A 17,023-nucleotide genomic window follows, 5' to 3' on the forward strand; every position below is an offset into this window, starting at 1 on the left:
GTCAGCCATCCTCTGAATGAAGTAGAAGACCAAGCGCCAGAAGAATGGACGCGACAGGCGGTGCCCAAGCCGCAAGAAGAACCGGAATCTGCCCGTTCTCCCCCAGAATTTGCGCAAAACTGCGAATAAAATACAAGCCGAACCCCATCAGAACAGAGGCCAGCACCGCGACGCCCGTGCCTCCGAACCTCGTATGGCGCATGGTAAACGCGCTCGCAACCAGAACCATCGCAACCAGAAAGAACGGGCGCGCCAGTTCGGTCTGCAGCCAGACCTTGTGGCGGCGCGGGCTGAAGCCTGCCAGTTCAAGCTGCTTGATGTAATCAGGCAGATCATAGATCGAGACGGCACCGGGGTCGGTGATGCTGTCGCGGATACGGTCGAGCGTCAGGGTCGAGGGCAGGGTGAGCGTGTCAAATGTCTCGGCCGCGCCTTCGGCGTTCACCCCCACTTCAAGCGGCCATGACTTCGCATCGGTTAGCGTCCAGATACCATCTTCCAGCGCGGCGCTGTCCGCTTCGATCCGCCGTGCGGGACCGCCCTCGGGCGCGTAGCTGAGGAATGTGACATCATAAAGCACCGAGGCGTCCTTGTTTGACCGCCATGCGCGGATCACGGTCTGCCCCTCGTCACTGCCTTGGCGCAGCCACAGCCCTTCGTCACTGACCGACAGGACAGAGGTCCCGCCCGCGCGAATGCTGTCGCTGAGTTGAATGTATCGTTTCGCGGTCGCCGCAACGATGGGGTTCAACATGCCCACAGCCATCACGCCAATGATGAACGCCACCCAGATCGGGGCCTGCAACGCGCTGAGCGCTGAGCGGCCGGCGGCACGGGTCACCACCAGTTCTGACGAGCGTGCCAGCGACAAAAACAACACCACGGTCGCAAGGATCATGATCAGCGGCAGGATCAGGTTCATGGTTTCAGGCGTGTTTAACAACGTCATCCCGAAGAGCCGCAGCCAGCCGATATCGTAGCTGCTGAACCGGCGCGCCTGATCGACCATATCCACCAACACGAGCAGAGAGAACAGCACAGCGGAAATGAGGATAAACCCCATAATAAAGCGGCGCGCGAAATAGAGATGCAGGATCATGCGACGCCCCTTTGCTTGCCCATCCGTTTGGTCCAGCCCGGATGGGCCGTTTGCCAGATCATCCCGATCACAATCACAGCGCCAATCAGGCTGGGCAGGAACAGCAGCGGCCAGCGGCTGGCATCGTCGCGCACCGTTTCGACCAAAGTGCCGCGCAACCCGTCAATCGCGATGAGCAGACCAAAGGCGATCACGATCTCGCGCCAGACCCCGAAGCGTGAAAACCCTCCGAGCACCAGTGTCGCATAGCCGATCATCGCGGCGATCATACAAAACGCCGCCGAGGCAAAGCGCGCCGTCAGCTCTTCTGCGATCTCGCCCGCGCTGGATTTGGTGATCGTCTCAAGCTGATCCCACTGGGCAAACATCTCTGCCGTGGTCATGGCGTCGATGGATTGGGTGCGGGGTTTGTCGCTGCTGACCAAGGACGAGATATCGAACGAGAAATCGCGGAACTTGGCTGTCGACAGGCGTTTGCCGGCCATCTCAAGTCGTTGCGCCATGCCATCGACCATGATCAGCGTCGTACCATCGCCATTGCGGATCAGATAGGCTTCGGACGCGGTATAGATCACGCCCTCGTCGGGGTTGCGCCGGTCCGAGAGAAACACATCGCGCAACACCCCGTCGGCGTCGATCACGCGGGTATAGAACGTGACCTTAGAGGTCGGATGCAGGAATGTGCCTTCGGTTAGCAGTCGCGCGGTGACATTCTGCGAAATCTCGGCCTCGCGTTCAGACAGCTGTCCGTTGGACAGGGGCAACAGCAGATGGGTCAGCACCGACATCATGATCGCGACGCATAGGCCATAGACGAACACGGGCCGCGCCAGACGCCAAGGGCTGGTGCCCGTTGCCTGCAACACAGTCAGCTCGGATTCGCTGGTCATCCGGTTGATCACATAGACCGACCCCGCAAAGGTCGCGATCGGCAGGACGGTGGTGATCAGCTTGGGCAGCCCCAGCACGGTAAATTCAAGAAACACCAGTGCCGTCTGGCCGTCGCCGATCAGCCGGTCAAACAGCACCACGGCGCGGTTGATCCAGAAAATCGCCACCAGGATCAACGCAAAGAAACTGAACAAAATCAGGAACTGGGACAACATATAGCGGTCGAACTTGGCCAATCTGCATCCCTTGGGTATCAACACGGGTGAACTTTCGCCCGACGATAAAGTAAATTTCCGCCCACGAAAACTGCTATCTGGCCTTAACGGCGCACGCAGGATACGTCTAAGCGAAATTCAGACAAAAGGGGTTCACCTGATGACCGCATTGACGCCAATGACATTTACCGAAACCGATATTGACCAGATCGCGGGTCACACGGGCCGTGTGGCTGTGACTGTGGGCGCGGATGGCAAGCTCAACCCCTCCGCGCGGCGCATCAACAAGCTGACCAAAGGCGCGCTGGAACGTCTGGTGGCCAGCGACAGCTTCACGAAATTGTCAGCGGGCGATGCGGTCAGCCTCGGGTTTCCCACCGGCATGGCGGCCGAGGCCGTGGATGTGGTGCAATTGGCGAATAACGCCGATCAGGAAGCCCTGCGCGCAGCCGGTGGGGCGCTTGCGAAACGGCGCGGCGATGCGGATCTGCTGGTGTTGACGGGCGGTTTGCGCAAAGCGGCCGAGCTTTGCTTTGGACTGGCCATGCGCGACTACACGTTCGAGGATCGCAAAAGCAACGGCAAGCCACGCAAGGGGCAGGTCGTGATCATGAATTCCAAACCCGAAGAGGTCGAAGCCGCTGCGGCGCCCCTGCTGGCCATCGCCGACGGCGCCTTTATGACCCGCGACCTGACGAACGAGCCTGCGAATATCCTGACCACCACCGAATTCGCCGACCGTCTGGCCGAGATGGAGTCAATCGGCCTTGAGGTCGAAGTGCTGGACGAAGCCAAGCTGGAAGAACTGGGGATGCGTACCTTGCTTAGCGTCGGGCAGGGGTCGGCCAGCCCGTCCTACGTCGTGGTGATGAAATGGAACGGCGGCGAGAAAGATGCGGCCCCGCTGGCGTTGGTCGGCAAGGGCGTGGTGTTCGACACCGGCGGCATCAGCCTGAAACCGGGCGCGGGCATGGAAGACATGACAATGGACATGGGCGGCGCGGGCGTTGTCTCGGGCGTGATGCGCAGTCTTGCCCTGCGTAAGGCCAAGGCCAATGTCGTCGGGCTGGTCGGCATCGTAGAGAACATGCCATCCAGCACGGCAACCCGCCCCGGTGACGTGATCAAGACGATGAAGGGCGACACGGTCGAGGTGATCAATACCGACGCCGAAGGCCGTTTGGTGCTTTGTGATGTGCTTTGGTACGCGCAAGAACGGTTCAACCCCGCGGGCGTGATCGATTTGGCGACGCTGACCGGCGCGATTATCATCGGCCTGGGTCATGACAATGCGGGGGTTTTCTCGAACGACGATACGCTGTGCAACGCCTTCCTCAAGGCCGCGCAGACCGAGGGCGAAGGCGCGTGGCGGATGCCCCTGGGCGCGGGGTATGACAAGCTGCTGAAAAGCCGCATCGCCGACATGAAAAACATCGGCGGGCGGCCTGCCGGGTCGATCACGGCGGCGCAATTCCTGCAACGGTTCATCAAGGACGGCACGCCTTGGATTCACCTTGATATCGCCGGTGTGGCCTCCGTCAAATCCGAGACGGCGCTGGCACCCGTCGGGGCCACGGGCTGGGGCGTTGCCGCATTGAACCGATTGATTTCAAACCTCTACGAGACAGAGTAAACCTGATGGGTGCCGCGTATTTCTACCATCTGACCCAGCGACCGCTGGTCGAAACGCTGACGATGCTTTTGGGCAAGGCCCAAGGCGCGGGCTGGCGTGTGGCGGTACGCGGCACCGATCAATCCTTGCTGGAACAGCTTGACGTTGCCCTGTGGCGCGGGCCCGAGGATGGCTTTCTGCCCCATGGACTGGCCGGTGGGCCCCATGATGCCGAACAGCCGGTTTTGCTGACCACGGACACCCACGCGCCGAATAACGCAAGCTGCGTGTTCTCGATCCATGGCGCGGCTGTGTCGGCACAGGAAGTCGCGGCGCTGGATCGGGTGTGTATCCTGTTCGACGGGCTGGACGACCACGCCTTGAATGTCGCGCGGGACCAGTGGAAATCGCTGAAAGCCGCAGGAGCCTCTGCGCAATACTGGTCCGAGGAATCGGGTCGGTGGGAGAAAAAGGCAGAGACCTGAGGGCGTTACGCCGCCCATTAACGGGTGAGGATCAACTCTCCGTTGGTGATCTCGATCCGGCCCCAGCGTTGCAGATAGCCCATCCCCAGCAAGGATTGCCGCATCTCGCCTTCGTTCACGACCGCGGGCACATCGGTATCGCGCACCCCGCCCAGTTCAACCTCGTCCAGCCGCACATAGGCAGTGCGCACTTCGCCGTTGGCAGTGCTGGCACGGCCCAGATAGTTCAGGTTGTCTGGCGAGAGCCCTGCGGCTTCGGCATCGGCGCGGGTCAGCACCATATCCGTCGCGCCGGTGTCCACCACAAAGCGGAGCGGCGTGCCGTTGATCGTCGCCGTCAGATAATAATGCCCGTCGCGGGCGCGCGGCAGGGTGACGCTGCCGGTGCTGGCCTCATAGGCTTGGCGCGGGATGTCGCCCTGCCGGTTGATATCCTCCCACAGGCCGTAGCCCGCAGCGACACCGGTAAAGATCATGGCCCAGACCGCGACCTGTTGCAGCGTCTTGTTCCAGCCCTGACGGCTTTGCATAAAGAACCAGCCCGCGACCATCGCCATGAGCACGATCAGATAGATCAAACGTCCTGTTTCAATGTCCGGCATCGTATATCCTTTGGCAATCTTCCAAAGATATGGGGGCAGGGTGCGAAAAAGTCAGCCCGGACCCGGCCCGAAACCAAAGGCGCTGAGCCCGTCGAGGACGAATTGCACCGACAGCGCGGCAAGCAGCATACCCAAAAGCCGCGTGATCACGTTGATCCCGACCTTGCCCAAAGCGTTTTCAAGGTAACCGCTGGCCTGCATCGTGATGCCCATGATGATCAGGACGGCAAAAGTGATCGCGACGACGGTCACCAGCCCTTCAAGGCCCGGTTTCTCGCCCGTCAGCAGGATCACCGACGCGATAGAGCCGGGGCCCGCAATCAATGGGATGGCCAGCGGAAATACCGATGGGTCGTCGTGATCGTCATCCGCCTCGGCATGGCCTTCGCGGCGTTTTGTGCGGCGGTCGAACAACATATCAAGCGCGGTCAGAAACAGCAGCACGCCCCCCGCGACACGGAAGGCGGGCATCGAGATGCCGATAAAGCCAAGCACAGCCTCGCCAAAGGCGGCAAAGACCAGCAGCAGCAGCCCCGCGATGACCACCGACCGCCACGCAATCAACCGGCGCTGGCGCGGGGTCATACCGGGGGTCAGGGCCAGAAACATCGGGCCAATCGCAAAGGGGTCAATGATCACGATCATCGTCGCGAACGCGGTGATCATGAATGCCAGATCAAGTGCCATCATAAAACGTCACCGGGGCCAGCCCCGTCCTTATCCCTTGCGCCGCGCTGGCATTACGCCGACGCGGTTTCCAGTTTTTCCAACGCGCCCATCCAGATCGCTTCCGCCCGTTCAAGCGCGGCCATGACTTCGGCGTATTTCTTGTTCCAGACCTCAAGTTCGCCGACTTTGTCCTTCTCGTAAAGGGCAGGGTCCGCGAGCTTTTTCGCAAGCTTGTCGCGCATGTCGTTGATCTTGGTCACCCGCGCCTCGGCCGTGCGCACTTCGGCGCGCAGGGCAAGGATGTCTTCGCGGTTGGCGCGTTTGGGTTTTGGCGCTTCCTTGACCGGTTTGGGGTTCTTGCTGACGGGCTTTTCCACGGTCAACAGCATCTTGCGATAGGCTTCGAGGTCATCCTCATAGGGCTTGACCGTGCCGTTCGACACCAGCCACAGACGATCCGCGACCATCGACAAAAGGTGCATATCGTGGCTGACAAGGATCACAGCACCGGAATAGCGCGTCAGCGCCTCGACCAGCGCTTCGCGCGATTCGATATCAAGGTGGTTGGTCGGCTCATCGAGGATCAGCAGATGCGGTGCGTCCAATGTGGCGAGCAGCAGTGACAGACGCGCCTTTTGCCCCCCCGACAAACGCCCCACTTCGGTATCGGCCTGATCCGGCCCCAGACCGAACCCCGCCAGCTGTGCGCGCAGCTTGGATTGCATCACACCGGGGCGCGCGCTGATCATATGCTGCAGCGGCGTTTCATGGACGATCAATTCGTCCACCTGATGCTGTGCAAAGAACCCGATGCGCAGTTTGCTGGAGTTGATCGCCTTGCCCTCGAACAACACCAAACGGTTGGAGAGCAGCTTTGACAGCGTAGATTTACCCTGACCGTTTTTGCCCAACAGCGCGATGCGGTCGTCTTGGTCGATCCGCAGGTTCAGGCGCGACAGGACGGGCTGGCCCTCGGTATAACCGGTCGATCCGCCTTCGATACTGATGATGGGTGGCGAAAGCTCATCGGGCTGCGGGAAGGTAAAGACCTTGCGCGCGGCTTCCTCCGGCGGCGTGATTGTCACCATCTTCTCGATGGCCTTCATCCGCGATTGCGCCTGTTTCGCCTTGGACGCCTTGGCCTTGAAGCGGTCCACAAAGGCCTGCATATGCGCCTTATGCGCTTGCTGCTTTTTCGCCTGCGCCGTCAGCTGCGCACGCTTTTCGGCCCGCATTTTCGCGAATTGGTCGTAATTACCCTGATAATACGTGAGCTTACGGTCTTCGAGGTGCAGGATACCACCGACGGCACGGTTCAACAGACCACGGTCGTGGCTGATGATGATCACCGTATGCGGGTATTTCGACAGGTAGTTTTCCAGCCACAACGCGCCTTCAAGGTCGAGGTAGTTGGTCGGTTCGTCCAACAGCAGCAAATCCGGCTGTGCGAACAGAACGCCCGCCAGCGCCACGCGCATCCGCCACCCGCCCGAGTAGGCCGAACAGGGCTGCTGCTGATCATGGTCGTCAAAGCCGAGCCCCTTGAGAATCGCGGCGGCACGGCCTTCGGCGGACCAGGCGTCGATATCGGCAAGGCGGGTCTGCACCTCGGCGATGCGCGCGGGATCATCCGTTGTCTCTGCCTCGTGCATCAAGGCGGCGCGTTCGACATCGGCGGCCAGCACCGTATCGATCAGCGACACGTCAGAGGACGGGACCTCTTGGGCGATGCCCCCGATCTTGGCGCGCGAGGGCAGGCTGATGTCGCCCGCGTCCAGCGACAGCTCTCCGCGAATGATTTTGAACAGCGTGGTTTTACCCGCACCGTTTTGCCCGACCAGACCCACTTTGTGGCCTTCGGGGATGACCGCGCTGGCTTCCTCGAACAAGGGACGGCCTTCGACGGAATAGTTGATTTCTGAAATGCTTAACATGGACGCGGTGTGAACCATGTCTGGCCCAGCGTCAATCGCGGCTTTTCACGGGGCATGACCCATGCTAGGGAGCGGCCAAATCAACCCCACCTAGGAGAGCTATCATGGCCCTTGAGCGCACATTCTCGATCATCAAACCAGACGCAACACGCCGCAACCTGACCGGCAAAATCAACGCCAAATTCGAAGAAGCCGGCCTGCGCATCGTCGCACAAAAGCGTATTCACATGACAAAGGCACAAGCCGGCGTTTTCTATGCCGTGCACGCCGAGCGTCCTTTCTATGACGAACTGTGCGAATTCATGGCGTCCGAGCCTGTTGTTGTTCAGGTTCTCGAAGGCGAAGGTGCCATCGCGAAAAACCGCGAAGTGATGGGCGCAACCAACCCGGCAGACGCAGCCGAAGGCACGATCCGCGCAGAATTCGCCGAATCCGTTGGCGAAAACTCCGTTCACGGGTCCGACGCGCCTGAAACAGCCGCAGTCGAAATCGCGTATTTCTTCTCCGGTCTGGAACTGGTTGGCTAAGCCTTCACAGGTTTGGACAGAGGAAAAGGGTCGCAGGCAACTGCGGCCCTTTTTTCATGCAACGGGGATCACATAGCGGCGACCGACCTGTTCAACCTTTAAGGGTCGGATGGTGTGACGACAGTTCACCGTCCACAGGGCTCACGGTTTTCATCGGTGCCGTTTGTTCAAGATGACGGTGCAACAGATCGACGTTGCGGATGTTTGCCTTCCAGCCCACGTCAAAGATGTCACCGATCAGGGGGATCGCACCGATCGCAAGGTCGATGCCTACATTCGCCCCCATACGCGCCAGAACCGACCGGCTTGCGCCCATGCGATGCGCTTCCTTCAAGATATAGCCCGCCGGTGCCAAAGCCAGAACGTCGCCAACACCGGGTATCAGGCCAAGGATGCTGTCCCAGCCCAGCCGAACGCCCAAAACAGGCACCCGTAGGGCGCTATCCATCGTACGGGCAAGGCCACGCAGCCGGTCAAGGTCGTGTTGAACATCGGGGGTATGTGGCATGGGGCAGGGTGTCCTGTTGGGGCTACGTTAGCGACCCAACGCCTATGGGCGCAGTGCCGTTCCGCTGCCGCCTTCAGGTTTCGCAGGGACGCGTTACGCCTCGCGCACACCGATCAGGTTCATCATGCGTTCGAATTCACAGCGTCCGGTATCATGGGCACGGGCCTTGATCGCGTCGAACTTGACCCGCAGGGCTTTCTTTTCTTCCCCCTTGCAGTCGTTCCACGGGCGCCCCTGAAGCCCCATCACCAGAACATAGTACCCGATGAAGTGGGGGCGCTGACCATTTTGCAGCAATCTCTCGTAGGCCGCATCGGCACCAAGATCGCGCAGCTCTTGCGCAGAGTGGATGCCAGCACGGGCGCAGCTTTCCTCGAACGCGGGGCCGAGATTGCGGATGGAAGAAACAGGGTCGGTCATACCGGGCTGTTTATACCGCAGCGTGCCGCCTGTCACTTTCAGATGCTGGCGTAATCCGTAAATATCACCGGCTGGGGTTTTTCCGGCGCGGGTTTGGGTGGGGCGGATTGTTGCGGCTGCTGCGATTGCTTGGTCATGGGTCTTCTCCGGCTTGTGTTGGTCTCTCCGTTTCAGGGGCTACCAACGTTCGGGCGGCCCTTTCGTTCACGGTGAAGTCGAAAACTGCCGGTTTAAGGGCCGGATATGGGCGGTTTTAGGGCGAAACTGTGCCATTTGAGCCATGCGTTTTCCGCATATCCACTATGGTTTGCACCTTTGCTGCACCGCGCACATATGACGGTCACGGGCATTGAAGCCCTGAAATGGAAAGCTGGAAAATGAAAACCGAAGCTACATACAAAACCGCCACTCCGGTCGAAGTCGACCGTCTTCTTGCCGAAGCCAACGCGCTGCGCAGTGCCTATATCTCTGCCGCTGTTGCCAAAGCATCGCGCAAGTTTACCGGCCTGTTCCGCACCGCACCCCGCGGCACGGCAGCAGCCTAAACCGCCAGCGCTTCGCTGACGGAACATACCAAACCGAATGCGGTGGATAGGCCGCCGCATAGACGTGAAAGAGAGAATAAGAAATGAGCTATACATCCACATATACCGCCGCACCTGTTGCGGGTCTGATGCCCAAGCTGCGCCAGTCGCTTGATGCATTCCGTGCCTACAGCGCTGACCAACGCGCCAAACGCCAGACCTTCCGCGAGCTGTCGGCGATGAATGACCGGGATCTGGCAGATATCGGTGTTGCACGTGGCGAGATCCGCCATATTGCTTCGCAAGCGGTTGCCCTGCGCTAACCACGACGCCTAAAGCCACAAGAATTTTCCCGCCGCAAAGTTCTCCCACTTTGCGGCGGTTTTATTTTGTCTGATCAGATGCTTATGCGGTGCAATCCGGCGCTGGTGATTCCCCCAATCAGGTGCTGCATCGCTTGATCTCTTCCCCCAAAACCCCTTCCGCCGCTGCGGCCCCCAAAACAGCGTTTCGCGATCAAAGCCCTTGCCAGAATTTTATTCCTGACCAAGGATGAATGACACCACCGCGGACTTGCTTGACGCTGCGCCATTGAAGCGCGGCTGCGTCATGTTACCTCCCCCTTAGACGTAACGGAGAATATCATGATCAAACACGCCACACTTACCGCAATCGCCCTTGCTACCGGCGTCAGTGCTGCTCAGGCAGAGACGCTGAATGTCGGCATGTCGGGCGGGTACTTTCCCTTTACCTTCGTAAAGCTTGACGAGCTTCAAGGGTTCGAGGTCGATTTCATCAACGCCGTCGCCAAGGAAACCGGCGACGAGGTGAACTTTGTCACCATGTCCTTTTCCGGCCTGATCGGCGCGCTGGAATCTGGCCGCATCGACACGATCGCCAACCAGATCACCATCACCCCCGAACGCGAGGCGAAATTCGCCTTTTCGCAGCCCTATGTCTTTGACGGGGCGCAGGTCGTGGTGAAAGAGGGCAACGAAGACACCATCGGCAGTGTCGAGGATCTGAGCGGGAAGACCGTTGCGGTCAACCTCGGCTCCAACTTCGAGGAACTGCTGAACGAGCTGCCGAACGCGGGCGAGATCGACATTCGCACCTATGAAAGCAACATTGCGCAAGACACGGCCCTTGGTCGCGTGGATGCTTTTGTGATGGACCGCGTTTCCTCGGCCCAGCTGATCGCGGAAAGCCCGCTGCCGCTGGCGCTTGCGGGCAAACCCTTCAGCGAGATCCGCAATGCGCTGCCCTTCCGCAACGATGATGAAGGTCAGGCCCTGCGTGACCGGTTCGACGCCGCGATCACCAAGCTGAAAGAAGACGGCACCCTGACCGAGATTTCGGAAAAATGGTTCGGCTCTGACATCACAACAGCCGAGTAACACAAGATGCGGGGACTGGATTTCGAATATATGTGGGGCTTGCTGCCCGTGTTGCTGGGCTATGTCCCGCTGACGCTGTTCATGGCGTTTGTGGGCATGGTCTGCGCATTGGTGCTGGCTTCTGTGCTCGCGGTTGAACGGGTGTTTCGGGTTCCGGTCCTCGACGTTTTTGTGCGGCTGTTCATCAGCTTCTTTCGCGGCACGCCGTTGTTGGTGCAGTTGTTCCTGTTCTACTACGGCCTGCCGCAAGTCCTGAGCTTTCTGGGCAAGATCGACGGCGTCACCGCGACCATCATGGGGCTGACGCTGCATTTCTCGGCCTATATGGCGGAAAGCATCCGCGCCGCCATTCTGGGTGTGGACCGCAGCCAGTGGGAAGCCGCACAGGCCGTTGGCATGACCCAAGGCCAGATGATGCGCCAGATTATTCTGCCTCAGGCCTCGCGGGTCGCGGCACCGACGTTGGTGAATTACTTTATCGATATGATCAAAGGCACCTCGCTGGCCTTTACCCTTGGCGTGACCGAACTGATGGGGGCGACCCAGAAAGAGGCGGCGGGCAGCTTCCTCTACTTCGAAGCCTTTCTCGTCGTCGCCGCGATCTATTGGGTCATGGTAGAGACATTGGCCTTCGCACAGCGTCACCTAGAGGTATATCTGAACAAGGCACATGCGCGATGACCATTACACAGAGCATTCCAGAGACGGGCAGGGCGACGGGTGACGGGATCACCATATCCGGCCTGACCAAATCCTTTGGCAGCACCGCCGTGCTGAAAGACATCTCGCTTGATATTGCCCAAGGCGAACGGGTGGTGATCATCGGGCCGTCGGGCACGGGGAAGTCTACCTTGCTGCGCTGCCTTAACTTTCTAGATGCGCCTGACGCAGGCATCATCCACATTGGCGATATGTCTGTCGATGCAGCTACGGCGAAACGCGCCGATATTCTCGCGCTGCGGCGGCGCACGTCCTTCGTGTTCCAGAACTACGCGCTGTTTGCCAACAAGACCGCGCGCGAGAATATCACTCAGGCGCTGATTACCGTTCAGGGCTATAGCAAGGCCGAGGCCAACGCCCGTGCCGACGCGACGCTGCGCGAAACCGGTCTGTTCGAGAAAGCCGACAGCTACCCCGCAGCGCTGTCGGGCGGCCAGCAGCAACGGGTGGGCATCGGCCGTGCGATGGCGCTGGATGCGGATCTGATGCTGTTTGACGAACCGACCTCGGCGCTGGACCCCGAATGGGTGGGAGAGGTGCTCGACCTCATGCGGCGCGTGGCCGAGAAACGACAGACCATGCTGATCGTCACGCACGAGATCCAGTTCGCGCGCGAGATTGCGGATCGGATCGTCTTTATGGACGAGGGGCGGATTGTCGAACAGGGCCCACCGGCAGAACTGCTTGATGCACCCAAAGACCCGCGCACCCAATCCTTTCTACGGCGTGTCACGGGCTAGGGACTAGACCTTGATCACCGTGCACCCATGGGCGGCGGCGCGGGACAGCAGATCGGGCGACAGCGCGGCCCCTGTGACAAGGTAATCATAGGCCCAGATCTCCCCGTGCTGGCAGGCAAGGTCCAAATCCGCCTTGCCCTGATCGGCCACCAGGATCGTTATCTTCGCGCAGCCCGCAATCGCCTTGCGCGCCAGCACCTCGTCCGAGTTATAGTCCATCACCGCGCCCGACCCCGACAGCCCGCCACAGCTGAACACGGCGTAATCCATGCGGTAACCCGCAAAAAACGCCAGCGCTGCAGCGCCGATCAGATCCAGATCGCGCATCCGTACATTGCCGCCCGCCAGCTCCACCATCACGCCCGCGGCATTCTGCAGGGCGCACACCGCGTGGATGCTATTGGTCGCGACGAACAGGTCTTTGTGCGACGACAGAAACCGCGCGCAATGCTCAACCGTGGTCCCCGTCCCAAGCGCCACCCGTGCGCCATCAGGGATCAGGTTCTTGACCGCCAAGGCGATGCGCTGCTTTTCCTGTCGCGCGATGGTTTCGCGGGGCAGGTAGCCGATATTCTCGCTTTGCTGGCGCAGCTGCACCTTTCCCTTGCGGCGCTGCACCAGTGCTGCGTCATCAAGGTCGCGCAGGTCGGCGCGGATGGTCTGCACCGAGACGTCTAAACGCTGCGATAGTTCGGCAGGGGACAAAGCGTCGTTCTGCGACAGCAGCGCAATGATCCTATCGCGCCGGTCGGTCAGAGTAGGTCGCGCCATCTATTTTCCTTCGAAAACAACTCAAGGTTAGCCGGACACTAGAGCGACCCCGTCCACGGCGCAATATAATTAAATCTGTTACGTAAATGTCATAAATCTGTAGCGTAAGATGGGAATAAGGCGAGCGTGAAATGCTTTCGTACGAAAGCTACCTTTTCAGGAGAGCCCCATGAAAACCATCCTCACCACCACCGCTTTTGCCCTGATGGCCAGCACGGCCCTTGCAGATACAATCACACTTTACACCTCGCAGCCCAATGCAGATGCGCAGCAGACTGTGGACGCCTTCAAAGCCGCCAACCCCGATACCGATGTCGAATGGGTCCGCGACGGCACGACCAAACTGATGGCCCGTCTGCGCGCCGAGATCGAGGCAGGCAACCCGCAGCCCGACGTGCTGCTGATCGCCGACACCGTGACGCTGGAGGGCATGGCCCAAGACGGTCTGCTGACCGCCTACCAATCCCCCGAGGCTGCCAATTATGACAGCGCGCTGTATTCTGCCGACGGCTTCTATCACTCGACCAAGCTGATCACGACAGGCATCGTCTATAACACCGGCGTCGAGACGGCTCCGACCTCGTGGAACGACCTGAGCGATGCGGCCCTGAAAGGGCAGGTGGCCATGCCATCCCCGCTGTATTCCGGCGCGGCACTGATCCATCTGGCAACCCTGACCGGCGATGACAGCCTTGGCTGGGGCTATTACGAACGACTGGCGGAAAACGATGCCCGCGCCCAAGGCGGCAACGGCGGCACGTTCAAGGCCGTGGCCTCGGGCGAGAAACCTTATGGCATGGTCGTCGACTTCCTCGCGATCCGCAACAAGGCCGAAGGGTCGCCTGTCGAATTCGTCTTCCCCACCGAAGGCGTATCCTATGTGACCGAGCCTGTGGCGATCATGTCGACCGCCAAGAACGTCGAAGGCGCACAGAAGTTCGTCGATTTCCTGCTCAGCGCGGAAGGTCAGGATGTGGTGCTTGAGATGGGCTATATCCCCGCACGCGACGGCATGGGCGTGCCCGCCGGTTTCCCTGCGCGCGAAGACATCAAACTGATGGACTTCGATCCCGCGACCGCGTTGAAGGACGCCGAAGCCAACAAGGCCAAATTCACAGAGCTGTTTGGCGCCGAGTAATGGGCGTTCTGACAAAAAACGGGGGCAGCCGGTCCGAGGGGTGGCTGCTCTCTACCATTTTGATTGTGGCGATCAGCCTGACCCTTGCGCCGGTGCTGCGCCTGTTTGTCGAAGGGGTGACGGATCAGGGCGCGGTTGGCCTGTCGCTCGCGGGCGAGGTGCTGCGCCAGCCATCGACGCTGAGCGCGCTGAAACATTCGCTGGTGACCGCAGGGTTCGGCACCCTGGTCTCGGTGGTTCTGGGGTCTGCCTTTGCGTTTCTGGTGGCGCTGACCGATCTGCGCGCCAAGGCGGCGCTGGTGTTCTGCCTGATGATCCCGATGATGATCCCGCCCCAGATCACCGCGCTGTCCTGGACCCAGATCATGGGGCCGTCGTCGGTGTTGCTCAAGACCTTGGGGCTGGCACCGCCACTGGGGTCGCCGCAGCCGCTTTATTCGGCGCAAGGTATCATTTTGTTGCTGGGCATCCAGCATATGTCGATCATTTTCCTGACCCTGCGTGCAGGTCTGCGCGCCATCCCGCAAGAGGTGGTAGAGGCGGCGCGCATCAGTGGCGCGCGGGGGCTGCGCACGTGGTGGCAGGTGGTCATGCCCCTGACCCTACCCAGTTTGGCGGCAGGAACGGCGATCACCTTTGTCACCGCCCTTGGCAACTTTGGCATTCCCGCGATGCTGGGTATTCCGGCGGGCTATGCGACCCTGCCGACACTGGTTTACCAAAAGCTGGCGGGCATGGGCACCAGCGTGCTGGCCGAGGTATCGATCCTCGCCATGCTGATCGGTGCGGTGGCTGTAACGGGCATCCTGACGCAACGGTTCTTTCAATCGCGCCAACGGGTCTATCTGGTGGGGGCCACGTCGCGCCCCTTGGCGATCCCGCTTGGGGCGGCGCGTCTGCCGGTCGAGGTGTTGCTATGGGCCGTGGTCTGCACGATCCTTGTGCTGCCCATGTTCGGCCTGCTGGCGACGTCGCTGGTGCCTGCCTATGGCGTGCCACTGCGGCTTGACACCGTAACCCTTCAGGCGTGGACCGAGGTCCTGCTGCGCCAGCCGGTCACGGCGCGGGCCTTTGCGAACTCCTTTGGTCTGGCGATCGGCGCGGCGGTTGTTCTCATGCTGCTCTGCCTGCCGCTGGCGTGGCTGATGGAGCGGAACCCGACGCGGCTGTCGCGGCTGTTCGACAGCCTGCTGGATCTGCCCTATGCCTTGCCCGGAGTGGTGTTGTCGATTGCGATGATCCTGCTGCTGATCAAGCTGCCGTTCACCGATGCGACGCTGTACGGCACGATCTGGATCATCTTCTTGGCCTATCTGGCGCGGTTCTTTGCGGTGATGTTCCGCCCCGTGCAAGCGAGCCTCAAGCAGTTGGATCCTGCCATGGGCGAAGCCGCGCAATCGGTGGGAGCATCGCTGTTCCAGCGGCTGCGCGATGTGATCGTGCCGCTCTCGGCACCGGCGGCGGCGGCAGGGGCGATCCTTGTGTTTCTCACCGCGTTTAACGAGCTCACGGTTTCCGCGCTGCTCTGGTCCTCGGGGACCGAGACGTTGGGCGTGGTCATTTTCAATCTGGACGACAGCGGCGAGACCGCGATGGCCAGCGCGCTGGCGATGACCATCGTGCTGGTGGTTATGGCGCTGATGGTGCTGGTGCAGCTGATGTCCCGACGTTTCCCCAAAGGAGTAGTCCCATGGCAGACATAAGCCTGTCCGCGCTTGGCAAATCATTCGCCGGAGCCCCCGCGCTGCATGACATCACCACCACGTTCAAGGATGGCGAATTCGTCGCCCTGCTGGGGCCGTCGGGCTGCGGCAAGACCACGCTGCTGCGCCTGCTTGCGGGGTTCGAGATGCCGACGACGGGGCAGATTTCCATCGGCCCGCGCGAGGTCGCGCATGTGGCCGGCAACCGCATGGTCCCGCCCGAGGATCGCAACATCGGTTTCGTGTTCCAGTCCTACGCGCTTTGGCCCCATATGAACGTGCGGCGCAATGTGTCCTATCCGCTGGAGATCCGGCGTTTTTCCAAGGCCGAGATCACCGCGCAGACCGATCAGGCGTTACAGGCGACGGGGCTGACGAACTATGCCGACCGGATGCCGTCCGAACTGTCGGGCGGGCAGCGTCAGCGGGTCGCTTTGGCGCGCTGTCTGGTGTCGCACCCCGATGCGGTACTGCTGGACGAACCGCTGGCCAACCTTGATGTGGCGCTGCGGGCATCGATGCAAACAGTGTTCACCGATTTCCACAAGCGCACCGGCGCGACGATGGTCTATGTCACCCACGATCAATCAGAGGCGATGGCCATGGCCGATCGCATCGCCGTTATGGACAAGGGCCGCATCCAGCAGTTCGACACGCCCCAAACGCTGTATGAACGCCCCAGGAACCGCTTTGTCGCCGAATTCGTCGGGCGCGGCACGGTGGTGCCTATGCGCGGGGTCGAAAAGAGCGATAGCGCCCTGCACGGCCATGTCCTGGGGACGCGGATCGCGGTGCAAAGCGGGGATGACCTGCCAAGCCATGTCTGCCTGCGCCCCGAAAACCTGACCATCAGCGAAACCGGCGACCTGCGCGCCAAAGTGGCGCGGGTGACCTATCTGGGCGGCAAATACCTTCTGGAAACCGTCGCGGACTGCGGCACGCGTCTGCTGGCTGAAACACGGGCACGGTTTGATGTCGGCATGCAGCTTGGCCTGACGATCACCACCCCATGGGCTTTCTCCGAGGATTAAATGCAAAGCGTAAGAGTACTTTCCGGCATCGGGGACA

At 60.7% G+C, this 17,023-nt stretch carries 19 protein-coding genes; 11 read left to right on the top strand and 8 right to left on the bottom strand.

What is annotated here, in order from left to right:
* Position 1: 1 nt before the first annotated feature.
* Together lptG and lptF are read right to left on the bottom strand one after the other, a co-directional pair.
* Positions 2–1,099: an LPS export ABC transporter permease LptG gene (gene lptG, locus ABM428_RS09500; RefSeq protein WP_037944279.1), complete on the bottom strand. Its 1,098-nt coding sequence runs from the start codon at positions 1,097–1,099 to the stop codon at positions 2–4.
* Positions 1,096–2,226 (bottom strand): LPS export ABC transporter permease LptF, encoded by a 1,131-nt coding sequence (lptF, locus tag ABM428_RS09505; protein WP_132996598.1) that lies wholly within the window; start codon positions 2,224–2,226, stop codon positions 1,096–1,098. Before lptF ends, lptG begins: the two co-directional genes overlap by 4 nt.
* A 139-nt stretch (positions 2,227–2,365) precedes the next feature.
* Here lptF and ABM428_RS09510 point away from each other — a divergent pair, with 139 nt between their 5' ends.
* Positions 2,366–3,838 (top strand): leucyl aminopeptidase, encoded by a 1,473-nt coding sequence (locus ABM428_RS09510; protein ID WP_132996597.1) that lies wholly within the window; start codon positions 2,366–2,368, stop codon positions 3,836–3,838.
* Positions 3,839–3,843: 5 nt separating this feature from the next.
* The gene (locus ABM428_RS09515) at positions 3,844–4,302 is read left to right on the top strand and encodes a DNA polymerase III subunit chi (protein WP_009824619.1); all 459 of its coding nucleotides are present in this window, start codon (positions 3,844–3,846) and stop codon (positions 4,300–4,302) included.
* Between the two features lie 17 nt (positions 4,303–4,319).
* Here ABM428_RS09515 and ABM428_RS09520 read toward each other — a convergent pair whose 3' ends face one another.
* The 3 genes from ABM428_RS09520 to ABM428_RS09530 are packed head-to-tail and all read right to left on the bottom strand — an operon-like array spanning position 4,320 to position 7,507.
* The gene (locus ABM428_RS09520; RefSeq protein ID WP_132996596.1) at positions 4,320–4,904 is read right to left on the bottom strand and encodes a TIGR02281 family clan AA aspartic protease; all 585 of its coding nucleotides are present in this window, start codon (positions 4,902–4,904) and stop codon (positions 4,320–4,322) included.
* Between the two features lie 51 nt (positions 4,905–4,955).
* On the bottom strand, positions 4,956–5,591 hold the full coding sequence (locus ABM428_RS09525) for a MarC family protein (RefSeq protein ID WP_009824621.1): 636 nt from the start codon (positions 5,589–5,591) through the stop codon (positions 4,956–4,958).
* A 53-nt stretch (positions 5,592–5,644) separates the two neighbouring features.
* Positions 5,645–7,507 carry an ABC-F family ATP-binding cassette domain-containing protein gene (locus ABM428_RS09530; protein ID WP_037945024.1) on the bottom strand — a complete coding sequence of 621 codons (1,863 nt, stop codon included), beginning with the start codon at positions 7,505–7,507 and terminating at the stop codon, positions 5,645–5,647.
* Between the two features lie 104 nt (positions 7,508–7,611).
* Between ABM428_RS09530 and ndk the strand changes: the two genes are divergently transcribed.
* Positions 7,612–8,034: a nucleoside-diphosphate kinase gene (ndk, locus tag ABM428_RS09535; protein ID WP_005853549.1), complete on the top strand. Its 423-nt coding sequence runs from the start codon at positions 7,612–7,614 to the stop codon at positions 8,032–8,034.
* 91 nt (positions 8,035–8,125) lie between these two features.
* Here the strand turns inward: ndk and ABM428_RS09540 are convergent, their stop codons facing one another.
* A complete protein-coding gene (locus tag ABM428_RS09540; RefSeq protein ID WP_132996595.1) occupies positions 8,126–8,542 on the bottom strand; it encodes a DUF4112 domain-containing protein in 417 nt (138 codons plus the stop codon).
* 93 nt (positions 8,543–8,635) lie between these two features.
* The gene (locus ABM428_RS09545; RefSeq protein ID WP_132996594.1) at positions 8,636–8,962 is read right to left on the bottom strand and encodes a TfoX/Sxy family protein; all 327 of its coding nucleotides are present in this window, start codon (positions 8,960–8,962) and stop codon (positions 8,636–8,638) included.
* Between the two features lie 377 nt (positions 8,963–9,339).
* Here ABM428_RS09545 and ABM428_RS09550 point away from each other — a divergent pair, with 377 nt between their 5' ends.
* The 5 genes from ABM428_RS09550 (at position 9,340) to ABM428_RS09570 (ending at position 12,343) form a co-directional block, all read left to right on the top strand.
* Positions 9,340–9,507 (top strand): RSP_7527 family protein, encoded by a 168-nt coding sequence (locus ABM428_RS09550; RefSeq protein WP_235183784.1) that lies wholly within the window; start codon positions 9,340–9,342, stop codon positions 9,505–9,507.
* An 83-nt stretch (positions 9,508–9,590) separates the two neighbouring features.
* Entirely contained in the window at positions 9,591–9,809 is a 219-nt protein-coding gene (locus tag ABM428_RS09555; RefSeq protein ID WP_009824624.1) for a DUF1127 domain-containing protein, read from the top strand.
* 321 nt (positions 9,810–10,130) lie between these two features.
* Positions 10,131–10,883 (top strand): amino acid ABC transporter substrate-binding protein, encoded by a 753-nt coding sequence (locus ABM428_RS09560; protein WP_005853554.1) that lies wholly within the window; start codon positions 10,131–10,133, stop codon positions 10,881–10,883.
* Between the two features lie 6 nt (positions 10,884–10,889).
* Positions 10,890–11,564 carry an amino acid ABC transporter permease gene (locus tag ABM428_RS09565; RefSeq protein ID WP_005853555.1) on the top strand — a complete coding sequence of 225 codons (675 nt, stop codon included), beginning with the start codon at positions 10,890–10,892 and terminating at the stop codon, positions 11,562–11,564.
* Complete coding sequence (locus ABM428_RS09570) at positions 11,561–12,343, top strand: amino acid ABC transporter ATP-binding protein (RefSeq protein WP_353627883.1); 783 nt, start codon at positions 11,561–11,563, stop codon at positions 12,341–12,343. Before ABM428_RS09565 ends, ABM428_RS09570 begins: the two co-directional genes overlap by 4 nt.
* 3 nt (positions 12,344–12,346) lie before the next feature.
* On the opposite strand, the gene ABM428_RS09575 is transcribed toward ABM428_RS09570, so the two are convergent.
* Positions 12,347–13,114: a DeoR/GlpR family DNA-binding transcription regulator gene (locus ABM428_RS09575; protein ID WP_132996592.1), complete on the bottom strand. Its 768-nt coding sequence runs from the start codon at positions 13,112–13,114 to the stop codon at positions 12,347–12,349.
* A gap of 169 nt (positions 13,115–13,283) precedes the next feature.
* On the opposite strand from ABM428_RS09575, the gene ABM428_RS09580 reads away from it, so the two are divergent.
* The 3 genes from ABM428_RS09580 to ABM428_RS09590 are packed head-to-tail and all read left to right on the top strand — an operon-like array spanning position 13,284 to position 16,986.
* Positions 13,284–14,252: an ABC transporter substrate-binding protein gene (locus ABM428_RS09580; protein ID WP_132996591.1), complete on the top strand. Its 969-nt coding sequence runs from the start codon at positions 13,284–13,286 to the stop codon at positions 14,250–14,252.
* A complete protein-coding gene (locus ABM428_RS09585) occupies positions 14,252–15,955 on the top strand; it encodes an iron ABC transporter permease (protein ID WP_132996590.1) in 1,704 nt (567 codons plus the stop codon). Before ABM428_RS09580 ends, ABM428_RS09585 begins: the two co-directional genes overlap by 1 nt.
* Entirely contained in the window at positions 15,943–16,986 is a 1,044-nt protein-coding gene (locus tag ABM428_RS09590; RefSeq protein ID WP_353627884.1) for an ABC transporter ATP-binding protein, read from the top strand. The genes ABM428_RS09585 and ABM428_RS09590 overlap by 13 nt, the downstream gene beginning before the upstream one ends.
* Positions 16,987–17,023: the final 37 nt, after the last annotated feature.

Source organism: Sulfitobacter sp. TCYB15, from assembly GCF_040435955.1.
Classification (GTDB): domain Bacteria; phylum Pseudomonadota; class Alphaproteobacteria; order Rhodobacterales; family Rhodobacteraceae; genus Sulfitobacter; species Sulfitobacter pontiacus.